The sequence below is a fragment of the Mycobacterium sp. URHB0021 genome (genome assembly GCF_054057895.1).
Window position 1 is genome coordinate 6,451,886 of record NZ_JBSRZT010000002.1, and the last position, 22,325, is coordinate 6,474,210.

Here is a 22,325-nt window from a genome sequence, read left to right on the forward strand (position 1 = left end):
CAATTCAACAGAAGTGAGCCGAGCGAACAATTCAACAGAAGTGGCCGACCAGGCAGCTGTGACCGGCGAAGACGAGCACAAGTACGAGTCGCACATCGACATCGTCAAGGGCCAGCCGACCGAAGCGGAGCTGGCGGCGCTGATCGCGGTGCTGGCGAGCTCGGCCGGTGCACCGGCCGAGCCGCGGGAGCAGGAAGAGAATCTGTGGGGCCACCCGGTTGACCGGTTGCGCTACACCACCTTCAGCTGGCAGCGGGTGACCCTGCTGGAGCGGACGCACATGCGGAAATGACCCGGGTGGTGCTCGCGTCGGCCTCGACCGGCCGGCGCACGGTGTTGCGCCAGGCCGGGATCGACCCGCTGGTCATTGTCTCCGGGGTGGACGAGGACGCCGTGACGGCAGCCCTCGATCCCGCCGCCACTCCCCGTGATGTCACCGTCGCACTGGCCGAGGCCAAGGCCGACGCGGTGATGCGGGTGCTCGACCCCCGGGTGGGCGCGGATTGCGTTGTGATCGGCTGTGATTCGATGCTGTACCGGGACGGACAGCTGCGCGGTAAGCCGGCGACCGCCGACCAGGCGCGGGCGGGCTGGCAGCAGATGGCCGACACCTCGGGTCAGCTCTACACCGGCCATTGCGTGATCCGGTTGCGGCACAACGCCGTTGCCAGCCGCGCCGCGGACGCCACGGTCACCACGGTGCGCTTCGGCAGGCCGTCGGCGGCCGACCTCGATGCCTATGTCGCCAGCGGCGAGCCGACGGCAGTGGCCGGCGGTTTCACACTCGACGGCCTCGGCGGCTGGTTCGTCGACGGCATCGATGGGGACCCCTCGTCCGTCATCGGCATCGGCTTGCCGCTGACCCGCAGGCTGCTCGCGCGGGCGGGTCTTTCGATCGCGGAACTGTGGGCAGGCAACCCCGTAGGCCGACTTCGGGCTAATTGAGCCGAAGTCGCTGACGTTCTCTATGCTGGCGACGTGCAAATTGGTAGCCGCGACGTTGGCACGGTAGCCAAGTCCCTCCTCGACCGCCGGCATTACCACGCCGCGCTGAACATGGTGCGGCTCTACGAGAAGCCCGCGGGCATGTTTCGGCGGTACTTGACGGGGCGCGGCGACTACCCCTTCACCGCCAGGGTGAAGACACCGTCGGGGTGGCTCGATCTTCGATGCTTCACGCCGCACGATGTGCTCACGGTGAACGAGATCTTCTGCCGGGAGGATTACCCGGCCGACGCCGAGGACAAGGTGGTCGTGGACTTCGGCTCGAACATCGGTATTTCCGCCGCATACTTCCTGTCCCGTGGCCCGCAGGTGCATGCGTATCTGTTCGAACCGCTGCCCGCCAACGTCGAACGGTTGCACATCAATCTCGTCCGGTTCACCGACCGCTACACGCTGGAGCAGGTGGCGGTCGGTCCCGAAGAAGGCGAGGTGGAGTTCGGTTGGGAGGAGACGGGACGCTACGGCGGGGTGGGCGCGGCGACCGGTAAGACGATGACCGTGATGTGCCGGAACTCGAGCAAGGTTCTCGAAGAGGTGATCGCCCGGCATGGACAGATCGACGTGCTGAAAGTGGATATCGAGACGCTGGAGCAGGCAGTGATCGAAGGGATCCCGCCCTCACTTGCCCGTCACATCAACAAGATCTACGTCGAATACGTCTTCGGCAGTAACCCGCTGGCGGGCACGCACAGCCATTCGCAGTACGGGGATATCGCGCAATTCGTCCGCTCGAGCTGACGGACCTACATCAGCTCGTTGGCGGGGACGTCGTCTCGGTGTTCGCGATACCAGGCCACCGTGCGCCTGAGGCCCTCGTCGAGGTCCACGGTCGGCGCCCAGCCGAGCGCCCGCATCTTGGAGATGTCCGGACAGCGACGCGGAGTGCCGCCCGCGGCGATTTCACCGGGCCGGATGTCCAGATCGATGCCGACGATCTTGCCGATGCGCGAGGCGAGGTCTCGAATGGCGGTCTCCTCGTCGCTGCCGAGGTGGTAAATCTCGCGATGCCCGCCCTTCTCGTACATCGTCAGGATGCCCTCGACGATGTCGTCGACGTAGCAGAACGAGCGCGTCTCGGTGCCATCCCCCTGGATCGGGAACGTGCCATCGCCGGCCGCCTTGGCAGCCAAGGCTCGCATGATGAACTGCGGCTCGACATGTTTCCAGCCCATGTCGGGCCCAAACACGTTGTGCGGCCGGAACACCTGCACTTGCCGGTAGTGGTCCTGGCCGTAGTTGAAGGCGATCAGCTCGCTGACAATCTTCGACCCTCCATAGGAGTAACGAGGGTTGAGGCTGTCGGGCAGCATCAGCGGGATCGTCTCCGGTGTTGGCACGACGGCCGGCGTCTGGTAAACCTCCGCGGTCGACGCCACGACCAGATCGGGCACGCCGACGCTGCGGCTCGCGTCGACCACCGCCAGGGCCCCGCGCAGACCCACGTCGAGTACGAGTTCCGGTCGCTTGTAGAAGTTTTCGGTGCCATTGATGGCGGCCAGGTGCATCACCACCGTGGCGCCCTCGAATGCCCGCTCCAGCGCATCCTGGTCGCGCACGTCGCAGGTGAACAGCTCCACCTCGTCGGCGACCTCGGCGAACCGGCCGGCATCCCCACGCACCATGGTGTCGACGACGGCGACGTTCCATCCGTCGGCGACCATGCGCTTGACGAGATAGGCGCCGATGAATCCGCCGCCACCGGTGATCACCACACGGTCAGCCATTGGCCGGCACCCATCCGCTCTTGCCGACCGCGAAATAGGCATCACCGAGTTCGGATGCGGGCAGATGGCTGAAGTGGTTCCAGTAGTCGAAGACGAAGCCGTTGGGGCTGATGAACTCGCCGATCGTGCGCGGTGAAATGGTGCCGAGCGACGGATGGTTGTTGGCGATCACCACCACCGAGGCCCCGCTCACCGCGTCGCCAAACCTGTTGAACACCCTCTCGTCCGGAAACTCGGCGCTCAGCACTTCCGGTGAGGTGACCGGATCGTAGAGGCCGATATCGGCGTTGGGATGCGCCTTCTTCAGAGCATCGAGCACTTTGATCGACATCGACCCGCGCAGGTCGCTGGTCTCCGGTATTCCCTTGAACGCCATGCCGAGGATGTTGATCTTCAGCGGCCCGGCACCCGCCAGATCGCGTCGCTCGATTTCGCTGGTGATGAAGCGGACGGTCTCCTCGGGCTGGCGTTCGTTGACCAGGCGGCCCGCGGTGGTGATCTCCAGGTCGATCCCGCGGGTGCGGGCGCTCTCCATCAGGATGTGCGGGTCCTTCTCCAGGCATGGCCCGCCGACCAGACCGGGCAGCGGAATGTTGGTGCGGTTGTAGCCGAGCTTGCCCGCCGAGATGACTTCGTGGGCGCTGACGCCGAACGCATCGCACACGCGCGCGACCTCGTTCGCGAACGCGAACTGGACGTCGCGGAACGTGTTGCTGATCAGCTTGATGATCTCGGCGGTCTCGATATCGGACACCAGAACGATGGAACTCGTCAGTCTGCGGAAAACAGCGGCAGCGCGATCGGCGACCGCCGGATCGTCGGCGCCGACAATTTGCGGCAATTCTCGCAATTCCTGCAGCGCCTTGCCCTCGAGAGTGCGCTCCGGGCACATCGCGATACCGAATGCCTTTCCACTCGCGGCCAGAATCGGTGACACGACGTCGCGCGTCGTGCCGATCTTGACCGTGGAACGCAGGATCACCAGTGCGCCGTCCCGCATATTCTCGGCGATGTCGCCGGCGGCCTGTTCGATCATGTCGAGCCGGGCCACCCCGTCGCTGGACAGCGGTGTGCCGACGGTGATGATGTATGTGCCACAAGTGAAGCTGTTGTCGAACCGTTCGGCAGCGACCAGCTTCTTCGACTTGGTCACGCCCGCCAGTGCGTCGGGCAAACCCGTCTCGGTGAAGTGGGGGGTGCCCCGATTGGTCAGGTCGACCAGGTCCGAGCGTCGCTCGACCCCGATCACCGTGTTCCCCGCTTCGGCGAGCACGGTCGCCAAAGTCAATCCCACATAACCGAGTCCGACGATCCCGACGTCGTAATTTGCTGGACCAGTCATCATTCCTCTAGTTCCTGGCGCGGAGACGTTGCGACACCAAGTGCTCACGATACTTTGCCAGTGTTCTATGCCAGCGAAGGGTGTGTGCTGTTTTCCCTGCCGCCTGGGTAGGCTCTTGGTGTGCCGTTGCCTGCTGACCCAGATCCCGCCCTGGCCGCCTACGCCCACCCGGAACGGCTGGTCACCGCCGACTGGCTGTCGGGGAACCTGGGCCGCGCCGGGCTCGCCATCGTCGAGTCCGACGAGGACGTCCTGCTCTACGACACCGGCCATATTCCGGGCGCGGTGAAGATTGACTGGCATACCGACCTCAACGACCCCCACGTCCGCGACTACATCGACGGTGCGCAATTCGCCGAGTTGATGAATCGCAAGGGCATCGCCCGCGACGACACGGTGGTCATCTACGGCGACAAGAGCAACTGGTGGGCCGCCTACGCGCTGTGGGTGTTCACCCTTTTCGGCCATCCCGACGTCCGACTGCTCGACGGCGGCCGCAACCTCTGGATCTCCGACGGTCGTGACACCACACTCGACGTGCCGAGCAGGCAGTCCACCGGATATCCGGTCGTCGAGCGCGAGGACGCACCGATCCGTGCGTTCAAGGACGATGTGCTCGGCATTCTCGGCAAGCAGCCTCTGATCGACGTCCGTTCGCCGCAGGAGTACACCGGCGAGCGAACCCACATGCCGGACTATCCCGAGGAAGGCGCGTTGCGCGGGGGACACATCCCCACCGCCCGCTCCATTCCGTGGGCCAAGGCGGCCCGGGACAACGGCCAGTTCCGCAGCCGGGCCGAACTCGAAGAGCTCTACGGCTTCGTGTCACCAGACGACAAGACGATTGTGTACTGCCGCATCGGCGAACGGTCCAGCCACACCTGGTTCGTGTTGACACATCTGCTGGGGCTGCCGGGCGTACGCAACTACGACGGATCGTGGACCGAGTGGGGCAACGCGGTGCGGGTGCCGGTGGCCGTCGGGGACGATCCGGGTGGGGCGCCGGGCTCCTCATGAGTTCCATGCCGGCTGCGCTGGCCGAAGTGGTCAACGATTTCCAGGAAGTTCAGGGGCAGGACAAGCTGCAACTGCTGCTGGAGTTCGCCAATGAGCTGCCTGCGCTACCGGCCGAGCTCCAAGAAGCTTCGATGGAACCGGTACCGGAATGTCAGTCGCCACTGTTTTTGCATGTCGACGCCGCGGACCGGGACCACGTGCGGCTGTACTTCAGCGCGCCCGCCGAAGCCCCGACGACGCGCGGGTTCGCCGCGATTCTGGCAGCGGGCCTCGACGAGCAGCCTGCCGCGGACATCCTCGCCGTGCCCGATGACTTCTATACCGATTTGGGCCTGGCCGCCCTGGTCAGTCCGCTGCGGCTGCGCGGCATGTCGGCCATGCTGGCTCGGATCAAGCGACGACTACGGGGCGAGTAGACGGCGCGACGGTATCGCCCCTTAAACTGCCTCGGGATACGTTCCTAATAACGTTTCTTAAAAGAACTTGCCCAAAGAGGGCGGACACAGCAGGAGGCGCAGTGGCCAGTCACGCCAGCTCGAAGATCTCCAAGGTGCTCGTCGCCAATCGCGGGGAGATCGCTGTCCGCGTGATCAGGGCGGCCAGGGACGCCGGGCTGCAAAGCGTGGCGGTCTACGCCGAACCGGACGCCGATGCGCCCCATGTGCGGCTCGCCGACGAGGCGTTCGCTCTCGGCGGCCAGACCTCGGCCGAGTCCTACCTCGACTTCGGCAAACTGCTCGACGCGGCCGCGAAGTCGGGCGCCAACGCGATCCATCCCGGGTACGGATTCCTCTCGGAGAACGCCGACTTCGCGCAGGCGGTGCTTGACGCCGGCCTGATCTGGATCGGACCCAGCCCCCAGTCGATCCGGGATTTGGGCGACAAGGTCACCGCGCGCCACATCGCCGCCCGCGCTCAGGCGCCGCTGGTGCCAGGCACCGCCGAACCGGCCAAGGACGCCGACGAGGTCGTCGCGTTCGCCAAGGAGTACGGCGTGCCGATCGCGATCAAGGCCGCGTTCGGCGGCGGCGGCCGCGGCATGAAGGTCGCCCGCACCATCGAGGAGATCCCCGAGCTGTTCGAGTCGGCCACTCGCGAGGCCGTCGCCGCGTTCGGGCGCGGCGAGTGCTTCGTCGAGCGCTACCTGGACAAGCCGCGCCACGTCGAGGCGCAGGTGATCGCCGACCAGCACGGCAACGTGGTGGTCGCGGGCACGCGTGACTGCTCGCTGCAGCGCCGGTTCCAGAAGCTCGTCGAGGAGGCGCCCGCTCCGTTCCTGACCGACGCGCAGCGCAAGGAGATCCACGAGTCGGCCAAGCGCATCTGCAAGGAGGCCCACTACTACGGCGCGGGCACCGTCGAATACCTGGTCGGTCAGGATGGGCTGATCTCGTTCCTCGAGGTCAACACGCGCCTGCAGGTAGAGCACCCGGTGACCGAGGAGACCTCGGGCATCGACCTGGTTCGCCAGCAATTCCGCATCGCCAACGGCGAGGCCCTGGACATCACCGAGGACCCGACACCGCGCGGCCACGCGATCGAGTTCCGCATCAACGGCGAGGACGCCGGTCGCGGCTTCCTGCCCGCCCCCGGCCCGGTCACCAAGTTCGAGGCGCCCCAAGGCCCGGGCATCCGCGTGGATGCGGGCGTCGAGACCGGCTCCGTCATCGGTGGCCAGTTCGACTCGATGCTGGCCAAACTGATCGTCACCGGCGCCACCCGCGACGAGGCACTGGAGAGGTCACGACGGGCGCTGGACGAGTTCACGGTTAAAGGGCTCGCGACAGTGATCCCTTTCCACCGTGCGGTCGTCTCCGATCCCGCGTTCATCGGTGACGCCGACGGTTTCTCGGTCCACACCCGCTGGATCGAAACCGAGTGGGACAACACGATCGAGCCGTTCACCGGCGGTGATCCCATCGAGGAGGAAGACACCATCCCCCGGCAGACGGTCATTGTCGAGGTGGGCGGTCGTCGCCTCGAGGTATCGCTGCCGGGAGATCTGGCCCTGGGTGGGGGCGGCGCTCCGGCCGCCGGCGCGGGCAACGTCGTGCGCAAGAAGCCCAAGCCGCGCAAGCGGGGTGCGGCCGCCGGTGCCGCCGCGTCGGGCGACGCGGTGACGGCACCGATGCAGGGCACCGTGGTCAAGGTGGCTGTCGAGGACGGCCAGCAGGTCTCCGCCGGCGATCTGGTCGTGGTACTCGAGGCGATGAAGATGGAGAATCCGGTCACCGCCCACAAGGACGGCACCATCACCGGCCTGGCGGTCGAGGCGGGCGCCGCGGTCACTCAGGGCACGGTGCTGGCCGAGATCAAGTAGCCATTCAGTCCGGGGTCACCAGGCTGCGCTGCTCCAGCGGCGTGCCGAAGTAGCCGACCTGCGGATCGACGACGACGGTCTTGGTCTCGCCCCTACGGGTCAACACCTCACGCGCCATCTGTTCGAACGAGATCTTCACGGGCCCACCGATGTTCACGACCCCGCCGGTGGGTTCGGCCGCGGCGATGCGGGCCACATCCGCCGCCACGTCGGCTGCCGCGATCGGCTGGATCAGCGCGTCGGGAACGCGTACTACGTCACCGTCCGTCATCCCGGCCGTGATGGCATCGGTGAACTCGATGAACTGAGTCGCCCGCACGATCGAGTACGGCACTCCGGACTCGGTGATGAGTTTCTCCTGGACGACCTTGGCGCGCAGGTAGCCGCTCTCTGGCAGTCCGTTGGCGCCGACGATGGACAACGCGACGTAGTGGCCGACGCCCGCCGCCTTGGCAGCAGTCAACAGGTTGGTGGTCGAGGTCGTGAAGAACTCCATTACCGGCTCGTCGTCGAACGACGGCGAGTTCATCACGTCGACAAGCACATCCGCCTCGGCGAGCGCCTCGCCGAGGCCATCTCCGGTGATCGCGTCGACTCCCGAGGATCGCGAGGCCGCGACGACCTCGTGGCCTTCCGCCGAGAGCAGATCGACGACCTTCGACCCGATGAGCCCGCTGGCTCCCATCACGGTAACCCTCATGTTGTGAACGCCTTTCGCAGCAGGTGGTGGCCTGTCCGACACCTGCGGTCGATGCCTGGGCACCTCGCACCGCATCGAGCACGACGTCGCACAGGGTCCCGTTGTAGCGTACGACGGTCGTGCGTACGGCCACACAGCCGATTACCCGGCAACGCCTCGCCTCCGCTGCGCAGAACGCTGCTTTCGTCGTAGCTGTCGCCGGCTTGCGCAGCGTCGGTCGCCGGGCGATCCGGCGATTTGCACACGAAGGTGACATCGCCGCGCTGTTTTGCCAGGTTCGGCGCGGCCGCGGCAACGTGGCCAACGGCAGCGCGGCGGCGACGCCCTGGTCTCTATCATTCCCCGGTGGCCGTAAATCGCTGTCTGGTGGCGCCTGCCACGCTCACACGCTCGCGCATGACGGCGCGCTGACGTGGATCCCGTCGAGATCAATGCCGGCGCCTGGTATCTGCGCGCGCCCAGGGAAGACGAACTGATCGACGACCGGCCCTCGCTGGCTGCGCTCGGCGAAACAGACCCGGACTACGTCACTGTGTGCACCGCTCGATGGGCGTCGGACACCCGCTACACGTGGGCCGTCTGCGAGCCCACCACCGGCGAGATGCTCGCCGAGGTCACGCTGGATCCGGTGGCGGCCACCATGCGCAGCCGCGCCCGCGACGGACACACCGATGCGGCGGCCATCGCGGAGATATCGGTGCGCAGATTCGCCGCCGGGGCGCTGGGGATCACCGTCACAAGTTGAAGTCGATATCCCGGCCCGACGCCAGGTCGGCGCAGTCGACGGTGGCCACGTCCGTGCGCTCCCGCAGGAAGGCCCTGGCCCCTTCGTCACCGGACAGTCGCTGGAGCAACTCGGGCCAGTACCTGCGCGGGATGACGACGGGATGTCCGGGGGCGCCGCCGTATCGGGCGCGAGCCAGCCCGGACGGCGTGGACCTGGCCGCGTCGAGCACCCGTCGTACCACGTCAGCGCCGATATCCGGGGTGTCGATGGTGTGCAGCACCGCGAACTGTGCGTGTCCTGGGTCGATCGCCGACAAACCCGCCCGCAGCGAGGCGCTCATCCCCTCTGCCCAATCGTCGGCGATCACGGCGCGAGCCGGCTCGGGCACGTGGACGACCGCGGCTCCCAGCACGACAACGACGTCGGCACACCCGCCGCCGTAGAGCGCCGAGGTAGCGTCACGTAGCCATTGCCCTTCCGCAGCAAGGACTTTCGGCATCCCGTAGCGAGTGCCTGCCCCGGCGGCCAGCAGCACCCCCGCTGCCGCGGCGCTCACCGGCATGTGGACAGATTCACATCCGTGCCGCCTTTTCACAATTGTCACCAACCGGACACAAGTTATGCCCAACACCGTCTTCGCGGCGCGAATTCGCAGCCTGAGCTGAGATTATTAATAGCGTCTTGCATCGATTGTCGATTGTGTCCATGCGGGGTACTGTTTTAGACAGGTTGAGTTCACAGCCAGCTGGAAGCGTCATCGACGCGCAGGGCAGGACTCCCCGCCTCTGCAGCGAAGGCTTTGAGGACGCAGGGCCTGAAATCTTGACGTGAGCCACAGTACGAAATCGCGTATTCCGACTGATGGAGTCACAATGTCTACCCTTCCTCGCGCCCGTCACGCCTCGCATGAGTTCGTGAACGAGCGCAACGAGTGCCATACGGCACAATTCGCCACCCGCTGGCTGAGGCCGGCGTTGGCTATCGTCACCGTGCACGGTGAGTTGGACGCAGCCAATGCGAAAGACTTCGCCGACTACACCCTGCGCCACGCCCCGGACCTCGACGGTCTGGTGGTGGACATGTCCGGAGTCCAGTTCTTCGGTACCGCGGGCTTCTCCGCACTGCACACGCTGAACGTGCGCTGCGCCGGAGATCGGATTGAGTGGGCGTTGACCCCGAGTCCGGCCGTCAATCGGCTGCTGCGGATCTGCGATCCCGACTCGGCCCTGCCGATCTGCGACACCGTCGACGTCGCATTGTCGACCGTGCAGGGCCAATCGCCTCGCTTACTGCAGTTGGTCGCGAAGTCGCGTTAGCGATTTTGCGAGCAGCCTGGACACGTGCATCTGTGAAATGCCGACCCGCTCGGCAATCTGTGTCTGGGTCAACGATTCGAAGAACCTGAGCAGCAACACTGTGCGTTCGCGCTCGGGCAGGGCATCAAGCAACGGACGCAACGCTTCTCGGTTCTCGATCTGATCCAGGCCGAGGTCCACATCACCGAGCGTATCGGCGATGGCGGGGGCGTCGTCGGTGCCGCTGCCGCCGCTGTCGATCGACAGGGTGTTGTACGAGCTGCCGGCCACCAGCCCCTCGACGACCTCGTCGCGGTCCATGTCCAGCTCGGCGGCCAGTTCCGACGCGGTGGGCGCACGCCCGAGCCGCTGCGACAGGTCCGCCGTGGCCGCACCGAGCCGTAGATGTAGTTCCTTGAGGCGCCGTGGCACCTTGACCGACCAGCTGTTGTCGCGGAAGTGTCGACGGACCTCGCCCATGATGGTCGGGACCGCAAACGACACGAAGTCCGATCCGGCGTCCACGTCGAACCTGATCACTGCGTTGACAAGTCCGACGCGGGCCACTTGCACCAGGTCGTCGCGCGGCTCGCCGCGGCCGTCGAAGCGTCTGGCGATGTGATCGGCGAGCGGCAGGCACCGCTCGACGATGCGGTCGCGCTGGCGCAGGAACTTGGCCGACTCCGCCGGCATGCCCTTCAACTCGCGGAACATGTCGGTGACGTCCGCGTATTCCGAGTTCGATCGTGATGACGAACCCTTGGACGACGACCGGGTCACCTCAACGAACTCGCTCGCCTCGTCGTCATCGATATCCCCATGATCTGGCCGTCGTCGGCGCCCTGCCCGTCGGAGAAGGTTCGTACCTCGTCGGTCAGCGAGCTCAGCACATGCCAGCTGAAACTGCCTGGCGCCAGGATGTCGGAGGTCTTGCAAGTCGTCGACGCGTCCACGACCACCGCGTCGTCACGTGGATCGATCTGCAGCAGCAGAGTCGAGTCGGGCACCGCCGACCGGATCAGGCGGGTGCAGGCCTCGTCGACGGCGAGCCGCAGATCTGCCACGGCGTCGAAGTCGAGGTCCTCGAACGTGCCGACGGCTCCGACGAGCGTGCGGAGCACCGCAAGATTTTCCAACTTGGCGGCCACGCGCAGCTCGACCGACCTGGTGCTGTATCGCAGTCCGTTATTCGTGGCGTCGGCCATCTGACCTCCCGGCAATGTCGAAGCGAGACTACCCCTGGTCGAGTTCCCGCTAACCACCGGCGTTCCAATGGCTTGCCCCCGAGCGGGTGTGGCAATCGCCCGCGCTGGGTAACCGCCCCCCATGCCGGAGTTTGACCCGCGGGTGCATGCCACCCACCCGGAGTCGCCGGACAGCGGGCTGCTGCGTCGTCTGCTGCTCGCTGCCGGTCTGGTGCTGGTTGCCCTGATTCTGCTGGCGGTGGCAATCTATGCCGGCGCCTTCATCATGCTCGCACCGATGATGCAGTGACGCCGACGATGTCAGTTCTGTCAGTTCTATCGAAGCCATGGTCCCCGTCCAATACCCGTAGGTGTTCCGACGCCAAACCCCTTTATCGGAAGCCGGCAACCGGCGGTTCGGCATGCGCCTCCGGCGCAGCGTAGTCGGCGGCCCTGGACTGCACCGGGTCCGGCGCGGACGTGGTTTCTCCTATCACGACGAGAACGGCGAGGCCGTCACCGACGCCGCGACGGTGCAGCGCATCAATGATCTGGTGATACCACCGGCGTGGAAGAACGTGTGGATCTCACCGCATGCCAACGGACACATCCAGGCGGTCGGAACCGATGCGGCCGGCCGCAAGCAGTATCTGTATCACCAGAGGTGGCAGGAGGACCGCACCGAGGAGAAGTTCGACCGGGTGCTGGAGATGTCAGCGGCGCTGCCCGAAATGCGCCGGCGCATCGCGGCCGACCTCCGCGGCCGCGAACTCACTCGGAACCGCGTGCTGGCACTCGCCCTGCTGCTGGCGGACCTCGGTTACTTTCGTTCCGGCGGCGAGCAATACGCCGCGGAGAACAACTCCTTCGGGATCTCCACCCTCCTCTGTGAACACGTATCGCTGCGGAAGAATGCGGTGGAGTTCGACTTTCCCGCCAAGAGCGGCGTACGGCGCACGATGACAATCGAGGACCGCGAGGTTCTCCGGTCGGTGCGCGCCCTGCTGCGTCGGCCCGATCGGACCGACCGCTTACTCGTCTGCCGAAATTCATCGGGATGGACCGACGTTCACGCCGATGACCTCAATGCACGCTTCAAAGAGCTTGTCGGAGAGCAATACACGGTCAAAGACCTGCGCACCTGGCACGGCACGGTGCTGGGCGCAGCGGCGTTCGTGGACGCCGACCCTCCGGTCAACAAGACTGTCATGAAGCGCGTGGAATCGGCCGTCATGAAAGAGGTCGCCGAGGAGTTGGGCAACACGCCTGCGGTGACCCGTAAGTCGTATGTGGATCCCCGGGTGGTCGAAGGCTACGAGGCCGGTCTGACCATCGCCGCCGGGGTGCGGCGCGCCGCCCGCACACGGTCCACCGCCAAGCGGCAGGCGATCCTGGAAAACAGCACTGCGCGGTTGATCCGCAACGTCGCCAAACGCTGATGTGCGACGCGTCAGCCGCACGCGCGGACGGCGCCGTCGACCGAACCCCGGTGTCCGTCGGGGGCCACCCGGTGATAGATGCGGAGGGTGTCGGCGGCGATCCGGTCCCACGAGTAACGGGAGCGGGCGCGGTCCCGTCCGGCCGCGCCCAGGCTGTGACGCAGAAAGTCGTCCCGCATCAGGTCATGAAGCGCGTTGGCAGCCGCTTCGGGGTGTCGCGGCTTCACCAGCCGTCCGGTGACGTCCGGCACGACGATGTCGAGCATCGCGCCGACTGCGGACGCGACCACGGGAATGCCGCATGCCATCGCCTCTACCGCCACAATGCCGGCGGGGTCGAACCACGGGGTCGAGGCCACCACATCGGCGGTCCGCAGGAGTCCCGGGATCTGCTCGCCCGTCCTGGATCCGCAGAGCAGCACTCGATCGGCGATACCGAGTCTTTCCGCTAGGAGACGCAGTCGGCAGGCCTCGGGATGTGACTTCAGTTCGCCCTCGCTACCCCAGCCGACGATCAGCAACTCTGCGTTTGGCAGGTGCGGCAGCGCACGCACCACCACATCGAACCCACTGCGGGGAACCAGACTTCCGATACCAACGATTCGCCGGCTCCTGTCGCGGCGCGCGTCGTGCCCCGCCGGGGTGAACAGGTCGACGTCGACGCCGCAGGGAACGACGGAGATCCTCGCCCTTGGCCGTCCCATCCGTATCAGCTCAGACACCTGCTCCGTGCAGGCCGCAACGACCCAATCCGCCTGCCTGGCGAGCATCCGCTCCATCTGGTGCCGTTCGGGCGGGGACGTGATCTCGGCGCACGGTAGCCGACGCTGCGCCGCATCGAGGGCGTGAAACGACTGGACAACGGGGATACCGAGTTGCTTTGCCGCCAGTTGCGTGGGGATGCCGGTCACCCAGGAATGGACATGGACGACAATCGGGCCGGGCGATCGTCCACTGCCCATGAAGGTACCGGGCGAACTGGCCCATGTGCTGCAACATAGTTCGGGCTGAGAGGTTCTCGGCCGGGCCGGCGCCGACATGCACCACATCGAAGCCGTGCGGCGTCTCGACGCGGTCGGGCAAATCGGGGTCGTCGCGGCGCCCGTACACAGTTACCCGATGGCCGCGGCGGGCCAAGGCGGCTGACAGCCCGGTGGTTTGCCCATCACGCGCGCGCTGCCGACTCGACAGCGGACTCGACGCGCCCGAAACCATTGCAATCTGCATCAACCAGATCCCCAACTCCTTGCACGGCACGCCACGTAACGGAGCTCTCGCGCCCGTGTCGCGTGCATACCCGCCGTCGCGAGCGCGAGAAACCGTTGGGTTCAACGCTGTTCGCATTTCGGCTCGCGAGGTTTCGCTTATGGGATGGTTCGCCGATGCATGCCGTTTCACCGCCAGATCGACGGGTATTGAAGGGCCATGCAGCACAGCGAAGACATTCCCGACGAGGTTCCCGTCACCGACGCCGTGGAGCAACAACAAGAAGTGGTTGAGCCGGTACCCGAAGAGGAGTCGCCTGCGGAAACGACGCAAGAGCCGCCGCTCGAGGCCACCGAGGCCGATTGGCGGCAGCAGTCCGAGAGTGTCGACCTCGATCCGGAGCTCGAGGAATTGGACCGAGATACCTGAATCCGCGGCCTGCCGGCCAACGTTCGGCACGAATACTCAAGACATACAACAGAATTGGGGAGCCGCCGATCGACATTGCCGAAAACAACGAGCCCCAGCGCCTGCGCATCACCTCGACCACGGCCGTCGTCGGTCGGCTGCAGAAGTTTCCGTAGCAAACACGTCGCCGGCTCACATCTGGTCCACACCGTGATCGACACCCAGCGCCCCGCCATCGGTGACTCGTCACACAATCCGCATCCCCGTTGCGCCTGCTGGCGGCTCTCGTACTCCGGCGACTACGGGTTTCGTCGGTTGTGCCTGCGAACGGGCGTTCGCCGCCGCGCAGACGCCCGTCGCCGCCATCCGTTTAGTTCCGTCAGCGGTCGGGAACCCGCAGATTACGGAGCCAGGTTCACTTCGTGCGGCCCGCAAGGGTTCGACCAAGCTCAAGAAGTGGGCACCAGAACCGATCCACTGCACCAGACGCGGAAAGGTGAATATGACCGAGAAGGACAGTGGCCCTGAGGAAGGCATCAAGGGCGTCGTCGAGGACGTGAAGGGTAAGACCAAGGAAACGGTCGGCACCGTCACCGGACGTGACGACATGGTCCGCGAGGGCAAGGCTCAGCAGGACAAGGCAGACGCCCAGCAGGACGCGGCCAAGAAGGAAGCCGAGGCCGAGTCGGCCCGCAGCGGCGCCAAGGCGGCCGAGAAGCGCCAGGAGGCCAATCAGTAAAGCTTCCCGATGAACGCGAAAAGAGCCCAGTCACCAAGGGCGGCTGGGCTCTTTCACCTTCACTAACTGCTGGGCCGCTGCCGGTGCGCATTGGGATGCTCTGCGTACCAACGGTCTTCGATACGCCGGACGCGGATGTGCTCAATGGCCAGCCACACCCCGCCCACCACGAATCCGGCCATGGCCAGTGCGGCCAACGTGAGTCCGACGTGATGGTGACTTGTGGCGAATGCCGCAAGGCACGAGACAAACGACACCAACGCCAACCCGATCACGATCAGCCCCGGCATGATTTTGTTGTCTTTCATCGATTCGCCGGCATGCGGACGGGTTGTCCGCGAATGGTCGACGGGATCTTTTGGGCCCTTCATCAGGTACTCCTCTCTCGGCTTACCTTTGCCCACCCCTCACGGGGCTGCTTCCCACGGTAGAACGACGCGTTGCCGTTGGCGAGAGAACAAACATCACTGGTAGGCGCATATTATTGAGCGGCCCGCAAAGGGGGCATCCCTGGACTCCACGGCTTCGCCCTCTCAATACGCGTCTCCGTGTCCGCCCTGGGCCGGAATGCTCTAGCCGATGTGGTTGAGCAGCTAGACGGGGGTGGCGAAACCCGCGCTCATCCGCCGAACACCGCGGGGCCGGCGAGGGCCGGCATGCTCATCGTCAGCGCAAGCAACATCAGGGTGAGCAGGAACCACCCGGCGCCCTGCCACGCCCACCAGGTCTGGTGCCTGCGCCACGTTTGATACGTCCGAAAGAATGCCCGCAGCCCGCCGACCAGGAGAATGACCGGCGCCCCGATCGAGAGCAACGTTCGCTGGGGCGCCCCGCACGCAACAGTGTCGGCGGTGGCTCCGCTGCACGTGCTGACCCAGAACCCGGCGACGACCAGGAACACGACTCCGGCGACCGCCACCGCGACACCGAAACGCAAGGCGCCCCGGACATTGGCATCATCCTGGTGCAGGTCGTGTGATTGCTGGTACACCGACATTCACTCAGGGCTCTTCGCGTGCTCGGCAGCTTCCCGGCGGACCGCCATGACCGGACCCTCCCCGAATTTCGCTGATTGGATCAACATCACCATCGACGGTGCGGAGGATTCCCGCAGCCCGGCCCCGGTAAACGTCAGTTTCCGACGCGCAAGTGCGCGGTCAGCAGCAACTTGTCGAAGACGGCGCGGTCGGGTAACTCCTCGTCGTAGGTCAACTCCAGGAAGTCTTCGGCTATTTGCTCGGCTAACGCGCGCAGTTTGGTGTTGGTTTCCTGGGACCGCCATTTGAGCAGTTCGAAGGCCGATTCGGCGGTGATCCGGTAGATCAGCATGAGCATGCCCTTGGTCTGCTCGATGCCACCCCTGGCCTCTGCGATCTCGGCGACCGCCTCGGTCACGATCTCTTCGTGGGCCTCTTGGATGGACGGTGTGACGTCGACGTAGAAACCGTGGGTGCCGACCACCCCGCCCTCGTCGTCGTAAAGCTGGTCACCGACCACGACGACATGGTGAATATCGCCGTGGGTGTCGATGATCCGGTGCCGCGTCGAGAATGCCCCGGAGGTACGCCGGATCTCCTCGAGCGTGGCGGCGACCTGTCCGTAATCGTCAGGGTGCTTGTGCGACAACACCAAATCGGTGGTCGGATGCACGGTGCCGGGTTCGTAGCCGTGTATCCGTTCGACCTGTGGCGACCATTCCCAGCGTTCATCGGCGAAGTAGAAGCGGAACCAACCCACGCGCTGCGGCTCACCGCCCGCGAGCGCGTGCTCGACGGGAGTCTGCCCCGCAGCGTCGGCCAGCTCACCGGTCATGGTGTGCAGATTAACGCGGTAACCAGCACCCCGGCATCGCTGCAGATCCAGGGCTTCGTTTAATGGACAGCTGACGCCGTCGACGAACCCGGCTGAACCACCGTCACACGGCGACACAGAGCGCGGATATCGCCCAGCATCAGTGGGACAAACTACTATTCGGCCGTGATGCACGGCGGGGTCAAGGTCTATCTTCCTGCGGCTGTGGCGTGCGGCGTGGTCGCGCACCTGCTCGGTGCGACCCTCTGGTGGAGCGCGGCGATCGGGGCCGTCGGGCCCGCCGTCGCCGCGGCGGCACCACGATTCCTGCTCGGCACGATCGTCGGCGCAAGCACCGCCACCGGCAAGGACGCAGCCGCCGATATGTCCGGCACGGATTTCGAGGATTACGTGGCCCGAATCGCCCGCTCGTGCGGTGTTCCGGTGATCATGACGTCGGTGACCGGCGACTGGGGCGTCGACCTCATCGTCGGGAAGCGGCCCGATCGTCTTGCCATCCAATGCAAACGGCGTTCGCGTCCAGTAGGCCCGGGCGCCGTCCAGGAGGTCGTCGCCGGGGCCCCGATGCAGGACTGCGCCAAGACGATGGTAGTCACCAACCACGACTTCACGCCCGCGGCGCGCAAACTCGCCGAGTTGCACGGCTGCGAGCTGGTCGGCCGGGCCGAACTGCCGCGTCTGCGGTCGACGATTCGGCGGCTGACCGAATCGTCGAAGCCGACGGCGCTCTAGCGAAGGGCGTCGCGTACGGCCGCGACCGCGGCGTCGATTTCCTCACGCGACACGGTAAGGGCCGGCCGGAACCGCACGCTCGCTTCGCCGCTGCCCAGCATGATGACCCGATGGTCCCAGAGACGGGTGATGAGCGTGTCGCGCTTCGTGCTGCTCGGCAGGCTGAAGGCACACATCAGGCCGCGGCCGCGAACGTCGAGCACGAGCCCTGGAAATTCGGTTGCGAGTTCCTGTAGACGGTCGACCAGGTAGTCACCGACCTCGGCTGCGCGGCTCATCAACTCATCGGACTCGATCACCTCCAGGATGCGACGCGACCGCACCATGTCGACCAGATTGCCGCCCCAGGTGGAATTGATCCGCGAGCTGACCGCGAACACGTTGTCCGGCACCTCGTCGACACGGCGGCCAGCCATGATTCCACATACCTGCGTCTTCTTGCCGAAGGCGACGACATCGGGGGTGACCCCAAATTGCTGGTACGCCCACGGGGTTCCGGTCAGCCCGCAACCCGTCTGCACCTCGTCGAAGATGAGCAGCGCGTCGAACTCGTCGCATAGTTCACGCATCGCGGCGAAGAACTGGGGCCGGAAGTGGCGGTCACCGCCTTCACCCTGAATGGGTTCGGCGAGGAAACAGGCGATGTCGTGCGGATGCGCCTCGAACGCCGCCCGCGCCTGCCGCAGCGACTCGGCTTCCACCGCGTCCATATCCGCATCGGGGCGGCGGAAGGGTGCATCGATGCGTGGCCAGTCGAACTTCGGGAAGCGCGCCACCTTGTTCGGATCGGTGTTGGTCAACGACAGCGTGTATCCACTGCGGCCGTGGAAGGCACCGCGCAGGTGCAGCACCTTGGTGCCCAGATCCGGGTCCACTTCGCGCGACTCGTTGAGTCTGCTCTTCCAGTCGAAGGCGACCTTCAACGCGTTCTCGACCGCCAGCGCGCCCCCGTCGACGAAGAACAGGTGGGGCAGCGCCGGGTCGCCCAGCACCCGCGCGAACGTGTCGACGAAGCGGGCCATCGGCACGCTGTAGACGTCGGAGTTGCTCGGCTTGTTGACTGCGGCCTGGGCCAGTTCAGCACGGAACGCCTCGTCGTCGGCGAGCGCGGGGTGGTTCATGCCAAGAGCCGAGGACGCGAAGAACGTGAACATGTCCAGGTAGCGGTCACCCGTGCGGGCGTCCACCAGGTAGGACCCGGCCGAGCGGTCGATGTCGAGGACGAAATCGAGGCCGTCGGCCAGGATGCTGCGGGCCAGGACGTCACGAACGTCGTCAGCTGCGATGGCGGCGATAGCTGTACGTGTGAGGGCAGCGGTCATGGAGCCATCTTAACGCATTATTTACGGTGCTAAGCCGCTCTGACCGGAACTATTACGGTACGAAGTCGCGTCCTGCGTAAAAAGTCTGTAAGATGATCGTGCTTCGGGTGCGGACGTTCGCGGCCGTCCGGATCTGTTGCAGCAAGTCTTCAAGCGCCCGCGCCGTTTCGACACGCACGAGCAGCACGTAGCTCTCCTCGCCGGCCACCGAGTGACACGACTCGATGGCCTCGATGTGTTCGAGCCGGGCAGGCGCGTCGTCAGGTTGAGAGGGATCGAGAGGAGTGATGGCCACGAACGCCGAGAGCAGGTGCCCGACGGCTTCAGGGTTGATCTTCGCCGCGTACCCGGTCACCACACCCCGCGCCTCCAAGCGCCGTACGCGCGACTGCACGGCGGACACCGACAGGCCGGCCGTCGCCGCCAGATGGGCCAGCGTGGCTCGTCCGTCCGCGACCAGTTCGCGCGCGATGATGCGGTCGATGTCGTCGAGCTGCACCGGCGCGTGGGGGTGTTCGTCGGGTTCACCCATGGCCGCACTGTATCCGAGGCCGGCCCACTGATGAGTCGACGTATCGAAACCTGGGAGTTGCGGGCGCAATTCGCCGGGGCGCTGTCGAGGATGTACGGCGCCGAGGCGCCCGCCTACACCACCCTGGTCGAGGTCTGCGCCGAAGTGAACCGTGACTACGCCCACAGCCGGTCCGATGCGGAGCGATTCGGCGCCCTGGATCGGGTCACCGCCGAACGCCACGGGACGGTCCGGGTCGGCAGCCCACGCGAACTCGCCGATGTGGCCGGATTGTTCGCGGCGTTCGGCATGCACTCGGTCGGCTTCTACGACCTGCGCGATGCAACGCCGCCGGTGCTTGTGGTGTCTGTCGCATTTCGGCCGATCGATGCGGATCAGCTGGCTCGCAACCCCTTTAGGGTTTTCACGTCGATGTTGGCCACCGGCGACCGGCGGTACTTCCCCACCGGCCTACGGGGCCGGGTCGAAAGATTCGTGGCAGACCGGCAACTGTTCGACCCCGCGCTCATCGAGGAGGCGCGCCACATCGCCTCCGACGGCGGTGCGGACGTCGAGCACGCCAAGGAGTTCGTCCAGCGGGCCGTCGCCGCGTTCGCGCTGTCCCGTGAACCCATCGACCGCGGCTGGTACGACGAGCTGACCCGGGTCTCGGCGGTGGCCGCGGACATCGCGGGCGGCGCCGGCACGCACATCAACCACTTGACACCACGTGTGCTCGACATCGACGAGTTGTATACGCGCATGACCGCGCGGGGCATAACGATGTTCGACGACATCCAGGGCCCGCCCCGATCGCCCGGCCCCCCTGTGCTGCTGCGGCAGACGTCGTTCAGGGCGCTGGCCGAACGCCGGCGGTTCCGCGACGCGGCCGGCTCCGTCCGCGACCGGGCAGTGAGGGTGCGATTCGGAGAAGTCGAAGCCCGCGGAGTCGCGCTGACGCCGACTGGGCGCCAGCGGTACGACACCGCGATGGCGGCGCCGGACCCGGCGGCGACGTGGCACGAGCACTTTCCGGCAACCGACCGGGAAATGGCGTCCTCGGGGCTGGCTTACTATCACGGTGGCGATCCATCGAAACCCGTTACTTACGAGGACTTTCTGCCCGCATCCGCGGCGGGCATCTTCCGGTCCGACCTCGATACCGACACGCAGGCGGCCGACGCGGTCGACAATTCCGTGTACAGCCTGGATTGGCTGGCCGGTCAGATCGGGCACCACATTCACGATCCGTACGAGCTCTACGAGAAAGCGGCATCATCATGACCACCGTTCAGACATCCCAGCTCCCGACCGCCGATGCCCTGCGCACACAGGCGCGCGAGGCGCTACGCGCCGTCGGCTCACGTGCCGAGGTCGGTGAACCCGGCGGCCACGGGTTGCCGGCCTCGACACCGATCACCGGTGACGTGCTGTTCACCGTGGCCGAGACCACACCCGAGCTGGCCGAAGCCGCGATCGCCGCAGCGGCCCGCGCGTTCAGCACATGGCGCACCACACCGGCCCCGGCGCGCGGCGCGCTGGTGGCTCGGCTCGGTGAGCTGCTGGTCGAGCACAAGGAAGCTCTCGCAACGCTTGTCACCATCGAGGCGGGCAAGATCACCTCCGAGGCGCTGGGCGAGGTCCAGGAGATGATCGACATCTGCCAGTTCGCGGTCGGCCTGTCCCGCCAGCTGTACGGCAAGACCATCGCGTCCGAGCGCCCGGGCCATCGGCTGATGGAGACGTGGCATCCGCTGGGGGTGGTCGGCGTGATCACCGCCTTCAATTTCCCGGTCGCCGTGTGGTCGTGGAACACCGCCATCGCGTTGGTGTGCGGCGACACGGTGGTGTGGAAGCCGTCCGAGTTGACGCCGTTGACCGCGCTGGCATGCCAGGCCCTGATCGAGCGGGCCGCCATGGATGTCGGAGCACCCGCCGAGGTGAGCCGGCTCATTCAGGGCGGTCGCGAGGTCGGCGAGCGGCTGGTCGACGATCCCCGGGTGGCTCTGCTCAGCGCGACCGGATCGGTGCGGATGGGCCAGCAGGTCGGTCCGCGCGTCGCGCAGCGATTCGGTAAGGCCCTGTTGGAACTCGGCGGCAACAATGCGGCGATCGTGACACCGTCGGCCGACCTGGCCCTGGCCGTGCGGGGCATCGTCTTCTCCGCCGCGGGCACCGCCGGCCAGCGCTGCACCACCCTGCGCCGGCTGATCGTGCACGAGTCGGTCGCCGACGAGCTGGTCGAGCGCATCGTGTCGGCCTACCGGCAGCTACCGATCGGCGATCCCGCATCCGACCGCACATTGGTGGGCCCACTCATCCACGAGACCGCCTACCGCGACATGGTCGGTGCGCTCGAACAGGCCCGCGCCGACGGCGGAGTGGTCTTCGGCGGGGAGCGACACGATGTCGGCGGCGACGTTGCCGAGGGCGCGTATTACGTCGCGCCTGCCCTGGTGCGGATGCCGTCGCAGACCGAGGTGGTGCACAACGAGACCTTCGCGCCGATCCTCTACGTGCTCACCTATCAGGAGATCGATGACGCGATTGCTCTGAACAACGAGGTGCCTCAGGGCCTTTCGTCGGCGATCTTCACGATGGACGTGCGCGAAGCGGAGCGCTTCATGGCCGCTGACGGCTCAGACTGCGGCATCGCCAACGTCAACATCGGCACCTCGGGCGCCGAGATCGGCGGCGCATTCGGGGGCGAGAAGCAGACCGGAGGCGGCCGCGAGTCCGGTTCGGACGCGTGGAAGGCCTACATGCGTCGCGCCACCAACACGGTCAACTACTCCTCGGAACTCCCGCTGGCGCAGGGCGTTCACTTCGGCTGACGTGGCAC

Annotated in this window: 27 protein-coding genes; 15 read left to right on the top strand and 12 right to left on the bottom strand. The window is 66.1% G+C overall.

Translation table 11 applies throughout. The features are described from left to right. Positions 1-58: 58 nt before the first annotated feature. Genes ACVWWN_RS33870 through ACVWWN_RS33880 form a run of 3 tightly spaced genes read left to right on the top strand, consistent with a single transcriptional unit; the run spans position 59 to position 1,743 of the window. Positions 59-292 (top strand): acyl-CoA carboxylase subunit epsilon, encoded by a 234-nt coding sequence (locus ACVWWN_RS33870; protein WP_457147744.1) that lies wholly within the window; start codon positions 59-61, stop codon positions 290-292. Then, positions 289-945, top strand: coding sequence for a Maf family protein (locus ACVWWN_RS33875; protein ID WP_457147745.1), 657 nt, complete (start codon positions 289-291; stop codon positions 943-945). Before ACVWWN_RS33870 ends, ACVWWN_RS33875 begins: the two co-directional genes overlap by 4 nt. 33 nt (positions 946-978) lie before the next feature. Continuing rightward, on the top strand, positions 979-1,743 hold the full coding sequence (locus ACVWWN_RS33880; protein WP_457147746.1) for an FkbM family methyltransferase: 765 nt from the start codon (positions 979-981) through the stop codon (positions 1,741-1,743). A 5-nt stretch (positions 1,744-1,748) separates the two neighbouring features. On the opposite strand, the gene ACVWWN_RS33885 is transcribed toward ACVWWN_RS33880, so the two are convergent. Together ACVWWN_RS33885 and ACVWWN_RS33890 are read right to left on the bottom strand one after the other, a co-directional pair. After that, entirely contained in the window at positions 1,749-2,729 is a 981-nt protein-coding gene (locus tag ACVWWN_RS33885) for an NAD-dependent epimerase/dehydratase family protein (RefSeq protein ID WP_457147747.1), read from the bottom strand. After that, the gene (locus ACVWWN_RS33890; RefSeq protein WP_457147748.1) at positions 2,722-4,071 is read right to left on the bottom strand and encodes a nucleotide sugar dehydrogenase; all 1,350 of its coding nucleotides are present in this window, start codon (positions 4,069-4,071) and stop codon (positions 2,722-2,724) included. Before ACVWWN_RS33890 ends, ACVWWN_RS33885 begins: the two co-directional genes overlap by 8 nt. A 120-nt stretch (positions 4,072-4,191) precedes the next feature. Between ACVWWN_RS33890 and ACVWWN_RS33895 the strand changes: the two genes are divergently transcribed. The 3 genes from ACVWWN_RS33895 to ACVWWN_RS33905 all read left to right on the top strand — a co-directional run bounded on the left by ACVWWN_RS33895 (position 4,192) and on the right by ACVWWN_RS33905 (position 7,408). After that, on the top strand, positions 4,192-5,088 hold the full coding sequence (locus ACVWWN_RS33895) for a sulfurtransferase (RefSeq protein WP_457147749.1): 897 nt from the start codon (positions 4,192-4,194) through the stop codon (positions 5,086-5,088). Continuing rightward, on the top strand, positions 5,085-5,504 hold the full coding sequence (locus ACVWWN_RS33900) for a SufE family protein (RefSeq protein WP_457147750.1): 420 nt from the start codon (positions 5,085-5,087) through the stop codon (positions 5,502-5,504). Before ACVWWN_RS33895 ends, ACVWWN_RS33900 begins: the two co-directional genes overlap by 4 nt. A gap of 101 nt (positions 5,505-5,605) precedes the next feature. Continuing rightward, the gene (locus ACVWWN_RS33905; protein ID WP_457147751.1) at positions 5,606-7,408 is read left to right on the top strand and encodes an ATP-binding protein; all 1,803 of its coding nucleotides are present in this window, start codon (positions 5,606-5,608) and stop codon (positions 7,406-7,408) included. Positions 7,409-7,412: 4 nt separating this feature from the next. Here the strand turns inward: ACVWWN_RS33905 and ACVWWN_RS33910 are convergent, their stop codons facing one another. Beyond that, positions 7,413-8,108, bottom strand: a complete 696-nt coding sequence (locus tag ACVWWN_RS33910) for an SDR family oxidoreductase (protein WP_457147752.1) — start codon at positions 8,106-8,108, stop codon at positions 7,413-7,415. 412 nt (positions 8,109-8,520) lie between these two features. Here ACVWWN_RS33910 and ACVWWN_RS33915 point away from each other — a divergent pair, with 412 nt between their 5' ends. After that, positions 8,521-8,853, top strand: a complete 333-nt coding sequence (locus ACVWWN_RS33915) for a hypothetical protein (protein WP_457147753.1) — start codon at positions 8,521-8,523, stop codon at positions 8,851-8,853. On the opposite strand, the gene ACVWWN_RS33920 is transcribed toward ACVWWN_RS33915, so the two are convergent. Further along, a complete protein-coding gene (locus ACVWWN_RS33920; RefSeq protein ID WP_457147754.1) occupies positions 8,843-9,397 on the bottom strand; it encodes a nucleotidyltransferase family protein in 555 nt (184 codons plus the stop codon). The genes ACVWWN_RS33915 and ACVWWN_RS33920 overlap by 11 nt on opposite strands. Positions 9,398-9,707: 310 nt before the next feature. Between ACVWWN_RS33920 and ACVWWN_RS33925 the strand changes: the two genes are divergently transcribed. Continuing rightward, complete coding sequence (locus ACVWWN_RS33925; protein WP_457147755.1) at positions 9,708-10,151, top strand: STAS domain-containing protein; 444 nt, start codon at positions 9,708-9,710, stop codon at positions 10,149-10,151. On the opposite strand, the gene ACVWWN_RS33930 is transcribed toward ACVWWN_RS33925, so the two are convergent. Together ACVWWN_RS33930 and ACVWWN_RS33935 are read right to left on the bottom strand one after the other, a co-directional pair. Next, positions 10,122-10,844, bottom strand: coding sequence for an RNA polymerase sigma factor SigF (locus ACVWWN_RS33930; protein WP_457149384.1), 723 nt, complete (start codon positions 10,842-10,844; stop codon positions 10,122-10,124). The two genes, ACVWWN_RS33925 and ACVWWN_RS33930, sit on opposite strands and share 30 nt — an antisense overlap. A gap of 62 nt (positions 10,845-10,906) precedes the next feature. Then, positions 10,907-11,335, bottom strand: coding sequence for an ATP-binding protein (locus tag ACVWWN_RS33935; protein WP_457147756.1), 429 nt, complete (start codon positions 11,333-11,335; stop codon positions 10,907-10,909). 121 nt (positions 11,336-11,456) lie between these two features. On the opposite strand from ACVWWN_RS33935, the gene ACVWWN_RS33940 reads away from it, so the two are divergent. Then, positions 11,457-11,624: a hypothetical protein gene (locus ACVWWN_RS33940; RefSeq protein WP_457147757.1), complete on the top strand. Its 168-nt coding sequence runs from the start codon at positions 11,457-11,459 to the stop codon at positions 11,622-11,624. Between the two features lie 112 nt (positions 11,625-11,736). Then, on the top strand, positions 11,737-12,753 hold the full coding sequence (locus ACVWWN_RS33945) for a DNA topoisomerase IB (protein ID WP_457149385.1): 1,017 nt from the start codon (positions 11,737-11,739) through the stop codon (positions 12,751-12,753). 11 nt (positions 12,754-12,764) lie between these two features. Here ACVWWN_RS33945 and ACVWWN_RS33950 read toward each other — a convergent pair whose 3' ends face one another. Next, positions 12,765-13,802 carry a glycosyltransferase gene (locus ACVWWN_RS33950; protein WP_457147758.1) on the bottom strand — a complete coding sequence of 346 codons (1,038 nt, stop codon included), beginning with the start codon at positions 13,800-13,802 and terminating at the stop codon, positions 12,765-12,767. A 376-nt stretch (positions 13,803-14,178) separates the two neighbouring features. On the opposite strand from ACVWWN_RS33950, the gene ACVWWN_RS33955 reads away from it, so the two are divergent. Next, positions 14,179-14,388 (top strand): hypothetical protein, encoded by a 210-nt coding sequence (locus tag ACVWWN_RS33955; protein WP_457147759.1) that lies wholly within the window; start codon positions 14,179-14,181, stop codon positions 14,386-14,388. Between the two features lie 481 nt (positions 14,389-14,869). Further along, positions 14,870-15,106, top strand: coding sequence for a microaggregate-binding protein 1 (mbp1, locus tag ACVWWN_RS33960; RefSeq protein ID WP_457147760.1), 237 nt, complete (start codon positions 14,870-14,872; stop codon positions 15,104-15,106). Positions 15,107-15,168: 62 nt separating this feature from the next. Here the strand turns inward: mbp1 and usfY are convergent, their stop codons facing one another. From usfY to ACVWWN_RS33975, 3 genes are all read right to left on the bottom strand, one after another. Continuing rightward, entirely contained in the window at positions 15,169-15,477 is a 309-nt protein-coding gene (usfY, locus tag ACVWWN_RS33965; RefSeq protein WP_457147761.1) for a protein UsfY, read from the bottom strand. A gap of 248 nt (positions 15,478-15,725) precedes the next feature. After that, positions 15,726-16,103 (bottom strand): hypothetical protein, encoded by a 378-nt coding sequence (locus ACVWWN_RS33970; RefSeq protein ID WP_457147762.1) that lies wholly within the window; start codon positions 16,101-16,103, stop codon positions 15,726-15,728. 134 nt (positions 16,104-16,237) lie between these two features. Continuing rightward, positions 16,238-16,918 carry a PAS and ANTAR domain-containing protein gene (locus ACVWWN_RS33975; protein ID WP_457147763.1) on the bottom strand — a complete coding sequence of 227 codons (681 nt, stop codon included), beginning with the start codon at positions 16,916-16,918 and terminating at the stop codon, positions 16,238-16,240. A gap of 168 nt (positions 16,919-17,086) precedes the next feature. Here ACVWWN_RS33975 and ACVWWN_RS33980 point away from each other — a divergent pair, with 168 nt between their 5' ends. Next, a complete protein-coding gene (locus tag ACVWWN_RS33980; protein WP_457149386.1) occupies positions 17,087-17,650 on the top strand; it encodes a restriction endonuclease in 564 nt (187 codons plus the stop codon). Here ACVWWN_RS33980 and lat read toward each other — a convergent pair. Next, the gene (lat, locus tag ACVWWN_RS33985; protein WP_457147764.1) at positions 17,647-18,972 is read right to left on the bottom strand and encodes an L-lysine 6-transaminase; all 1,326 of its coding nucleotides are present in this window, start codon (positions 18,970-18,972) and stop codon (positions 17,647-17,649) included. The two genes, ACVWWN_RS33980 and lat, sit on opposite strands and share 4 nt — an antisense overlap. A gap of 52 nt (positions 18,973-19,024) precedes the next feature. Next, on the bottom strand, positions 19,025-19,504 hold the full coding sequence (locus ACVWWN_RS33990) for an Lrp/AsnC family transcriptional regulator (RefSeq protein ID WP_457147765.1): 480 nt from the start codon (positions 19,502-19,504) through the stop codon (positions 19,025-19,027). A 30-nt stretch (positions 19,505-19,534) separates the two neighbouring features. Between ACVWWN_RS33990 and hglS the strand changes: the two genes are divergently transcribed. Both hglS and amaB read left to right on the top strand, forming a co-directional pair. Beyond that, positions 19,535-20,767 carry a 2-oxoadipate dioxygenase/decarboxylase gene (gene hglS, locus ACVWWN_RS33995; protein ID WP_457147766.1) on the top strand — a complete coding sequence of 411 codons (1,233 nt, stop codon included), beginning with the start codon at positions 19,535-19,537 and terminating at the stop codon, positions 20,765-20,767. Next, positions 20,764-22,317, top strand: a complete 1,554-nt coding sequence (gene amaB, locus ACVWWN_RS34000; RefSeq protein ID WP_457147767.1) for an L-piperidine-6-carboxylate dehydrogenase — start codon at positions 20,764-20,766, stop codon at positions 22,315-22,317. The genes hglS and amaB overlap by 4 nt, the downstream gene beginning before the upstream one ends. Positions 22,318-22,325 lie beyond the last annotated feature (8 nt).

Excerpts from the sequence above, each read along its gene's own strand:
- ACVWWN_RS33900 (WP_457147750.1), top strand. The coding sequence starts at position 5,085 with ATGAGTTCCATGCCGGCTGCGCTGGCCGAAGTGGTCAACGATTTCCAG.
- ACVWWN_RS33935 (WP_457147756.1), bottom strand. The coding sequence starts at position 11,335 with ATGGCCGACGCCACGAATAACGGACTGCGATACAGCACCAGGTCGGTC.
- ACVWWN_RS33890 (WP_457147748.1), bottom strand. The coding sequence starts at position 4,071 with ATGACTGGTCCAGCAAATTACGACGTCGGGATCGTCGGACTCGGTTAT.
- ACVWWN_RS33980 (WP_457149386.1), top strand. The coding sequence starts at position 17,087 with ATGCACGGCGGGGTCAAGGTCTATCTTCCTGCGGCTGTGGCGTGCGGC.
- ACVWWN_RS33925 (WP_457147755.1), top strand. The coding sequence starts at position 9,708 with ATGTCTACCCTTCCTCGCGCCCGTCACGCCTCGCATGAGTTCGTGAAC.
- ACVWWN_RS33990 (WP_457147765.1), bottom strand. The coding sequence starts at position 19,504 with ATGGGTGAACCCGACGAACACCCCCACGCGCCGGTGCAGCTCGACGAC.
- lat (WP_457147764.1), bottom strand. The coding sequence starts at position 18,972 with ATGACCGCTGCCCTCACACGTACAGCTATCGCCGCCATCGCAGCTGAC.
- ACVWWN_RS33970 (WP_457147762.1), bottom strand. The coding sequence starts at position 16,103 with ATGTCGGTGTACCAGCAATCACACGACCTGCACCAGGATGATGCCAAT.
- usfY (WP_457147761.1), bottom strand. The coding sequence starts at position 15,477 with ATGAAGGGCCCAAAAGATCCCGTCGACCATTCGCGGACAACCCGTCCG.
- amaB (WP_457147767.1), top strand. The coding sequence starts at position 20,764 with ATGACCACCGTTCAGACATCCCAGCTCCCGACCGCCGATGCCCTGCGC.
- ACVWWN_RS33955 (WP_457147759.1), top strand. The coding sequence starts at position 14,179 with ATGCAGCACAGCGAAGACATTCCCGACGAGGTTCCCGTCACCGACGCC.
- ACVWWN_RS33920 (WP_457147754.1), bottom strand. The coding sequence starts at position 9,397 with ATGCCGGTGAGCGCCGCGGCAGCGGGGGTGCTGCTGGCCGCCGGGGCA.
- ACVWWN_RS33975 (WP_457147763.1), bottom strand. The coding sequence starts at position 16,918 with ATGACCGGTGAGCTGGCCGACGCTGCGGGGCAGACTCCCGTCGAGCAC.
- ACVWWN_RS33875 (WP_457147745.1), top strand. The coding sequence starts at position 289 with ATGACCCGGGTGGTGCTCGCGTCGGCCTCGACCGGCCGGCGCACGGTG.
- hglS (WP_457147766.1), top strand. The coding sequence starts at position 19,535 with ATGAGTCGACGTATCGAAACCTGGGAGTTGCGGGCGCAATTCGCCGGG.
- ACVWWN_RS33930 (WP_457149384.1), bottom strand. The coding sequence starts at position 10,844 with ATGTTCCGCGAGTTGAAGGGCATGCCGGCGGAGTCGGCCAAGTTCCTG.
- ACVWWN_RS33940 (WP_457147757.1), top strand. The coding sequence starts at position 11,457 with ATGCCGGAGTTTGACCCGCGGGTGCATGCCACCCACCCGGAGTCGCCG.
- ACVWWN_RS33945 (WP_457149385.1), top strand. The coding sequence starts at position 11,737 with ATGCGCCTCCGGCGCAGCGTAGTCGGCGGCCCTGGACTGCACCGGGTC.
- mbp1 (WP_457147760.1), top strand. The coding sequence starts at position 14,870 with ATGACCGAGAAGGACAGTGGCCCTGAGGAAGGCATCAAGGGCGTCGTC.
- ACVWWN_RS33910 (WP_457147752.1), bottom strand. The coding sequence starts at position 8,108 with ATGAGGGTTACCGTGATGGGAGCCAGCGGGCTCATCGGGTCGAAGGTC.
- ACVWWN_RS33950 (WP_457147758.1), bottom strand. The coding sequence starts at position 13,802 with ATGTGGTGCATGTCGGCGCCGGCCCGGCCGAGAACCTCTCAGCCCGAA.
- ACVWWN_RS33885 (WP_457147747.1), bottom strand. The coding sequence starts at position 2,729 with ATGGCTGACCGTGTGGTGATCACCGGTGGCGGCGGATTCATCGGCGCC.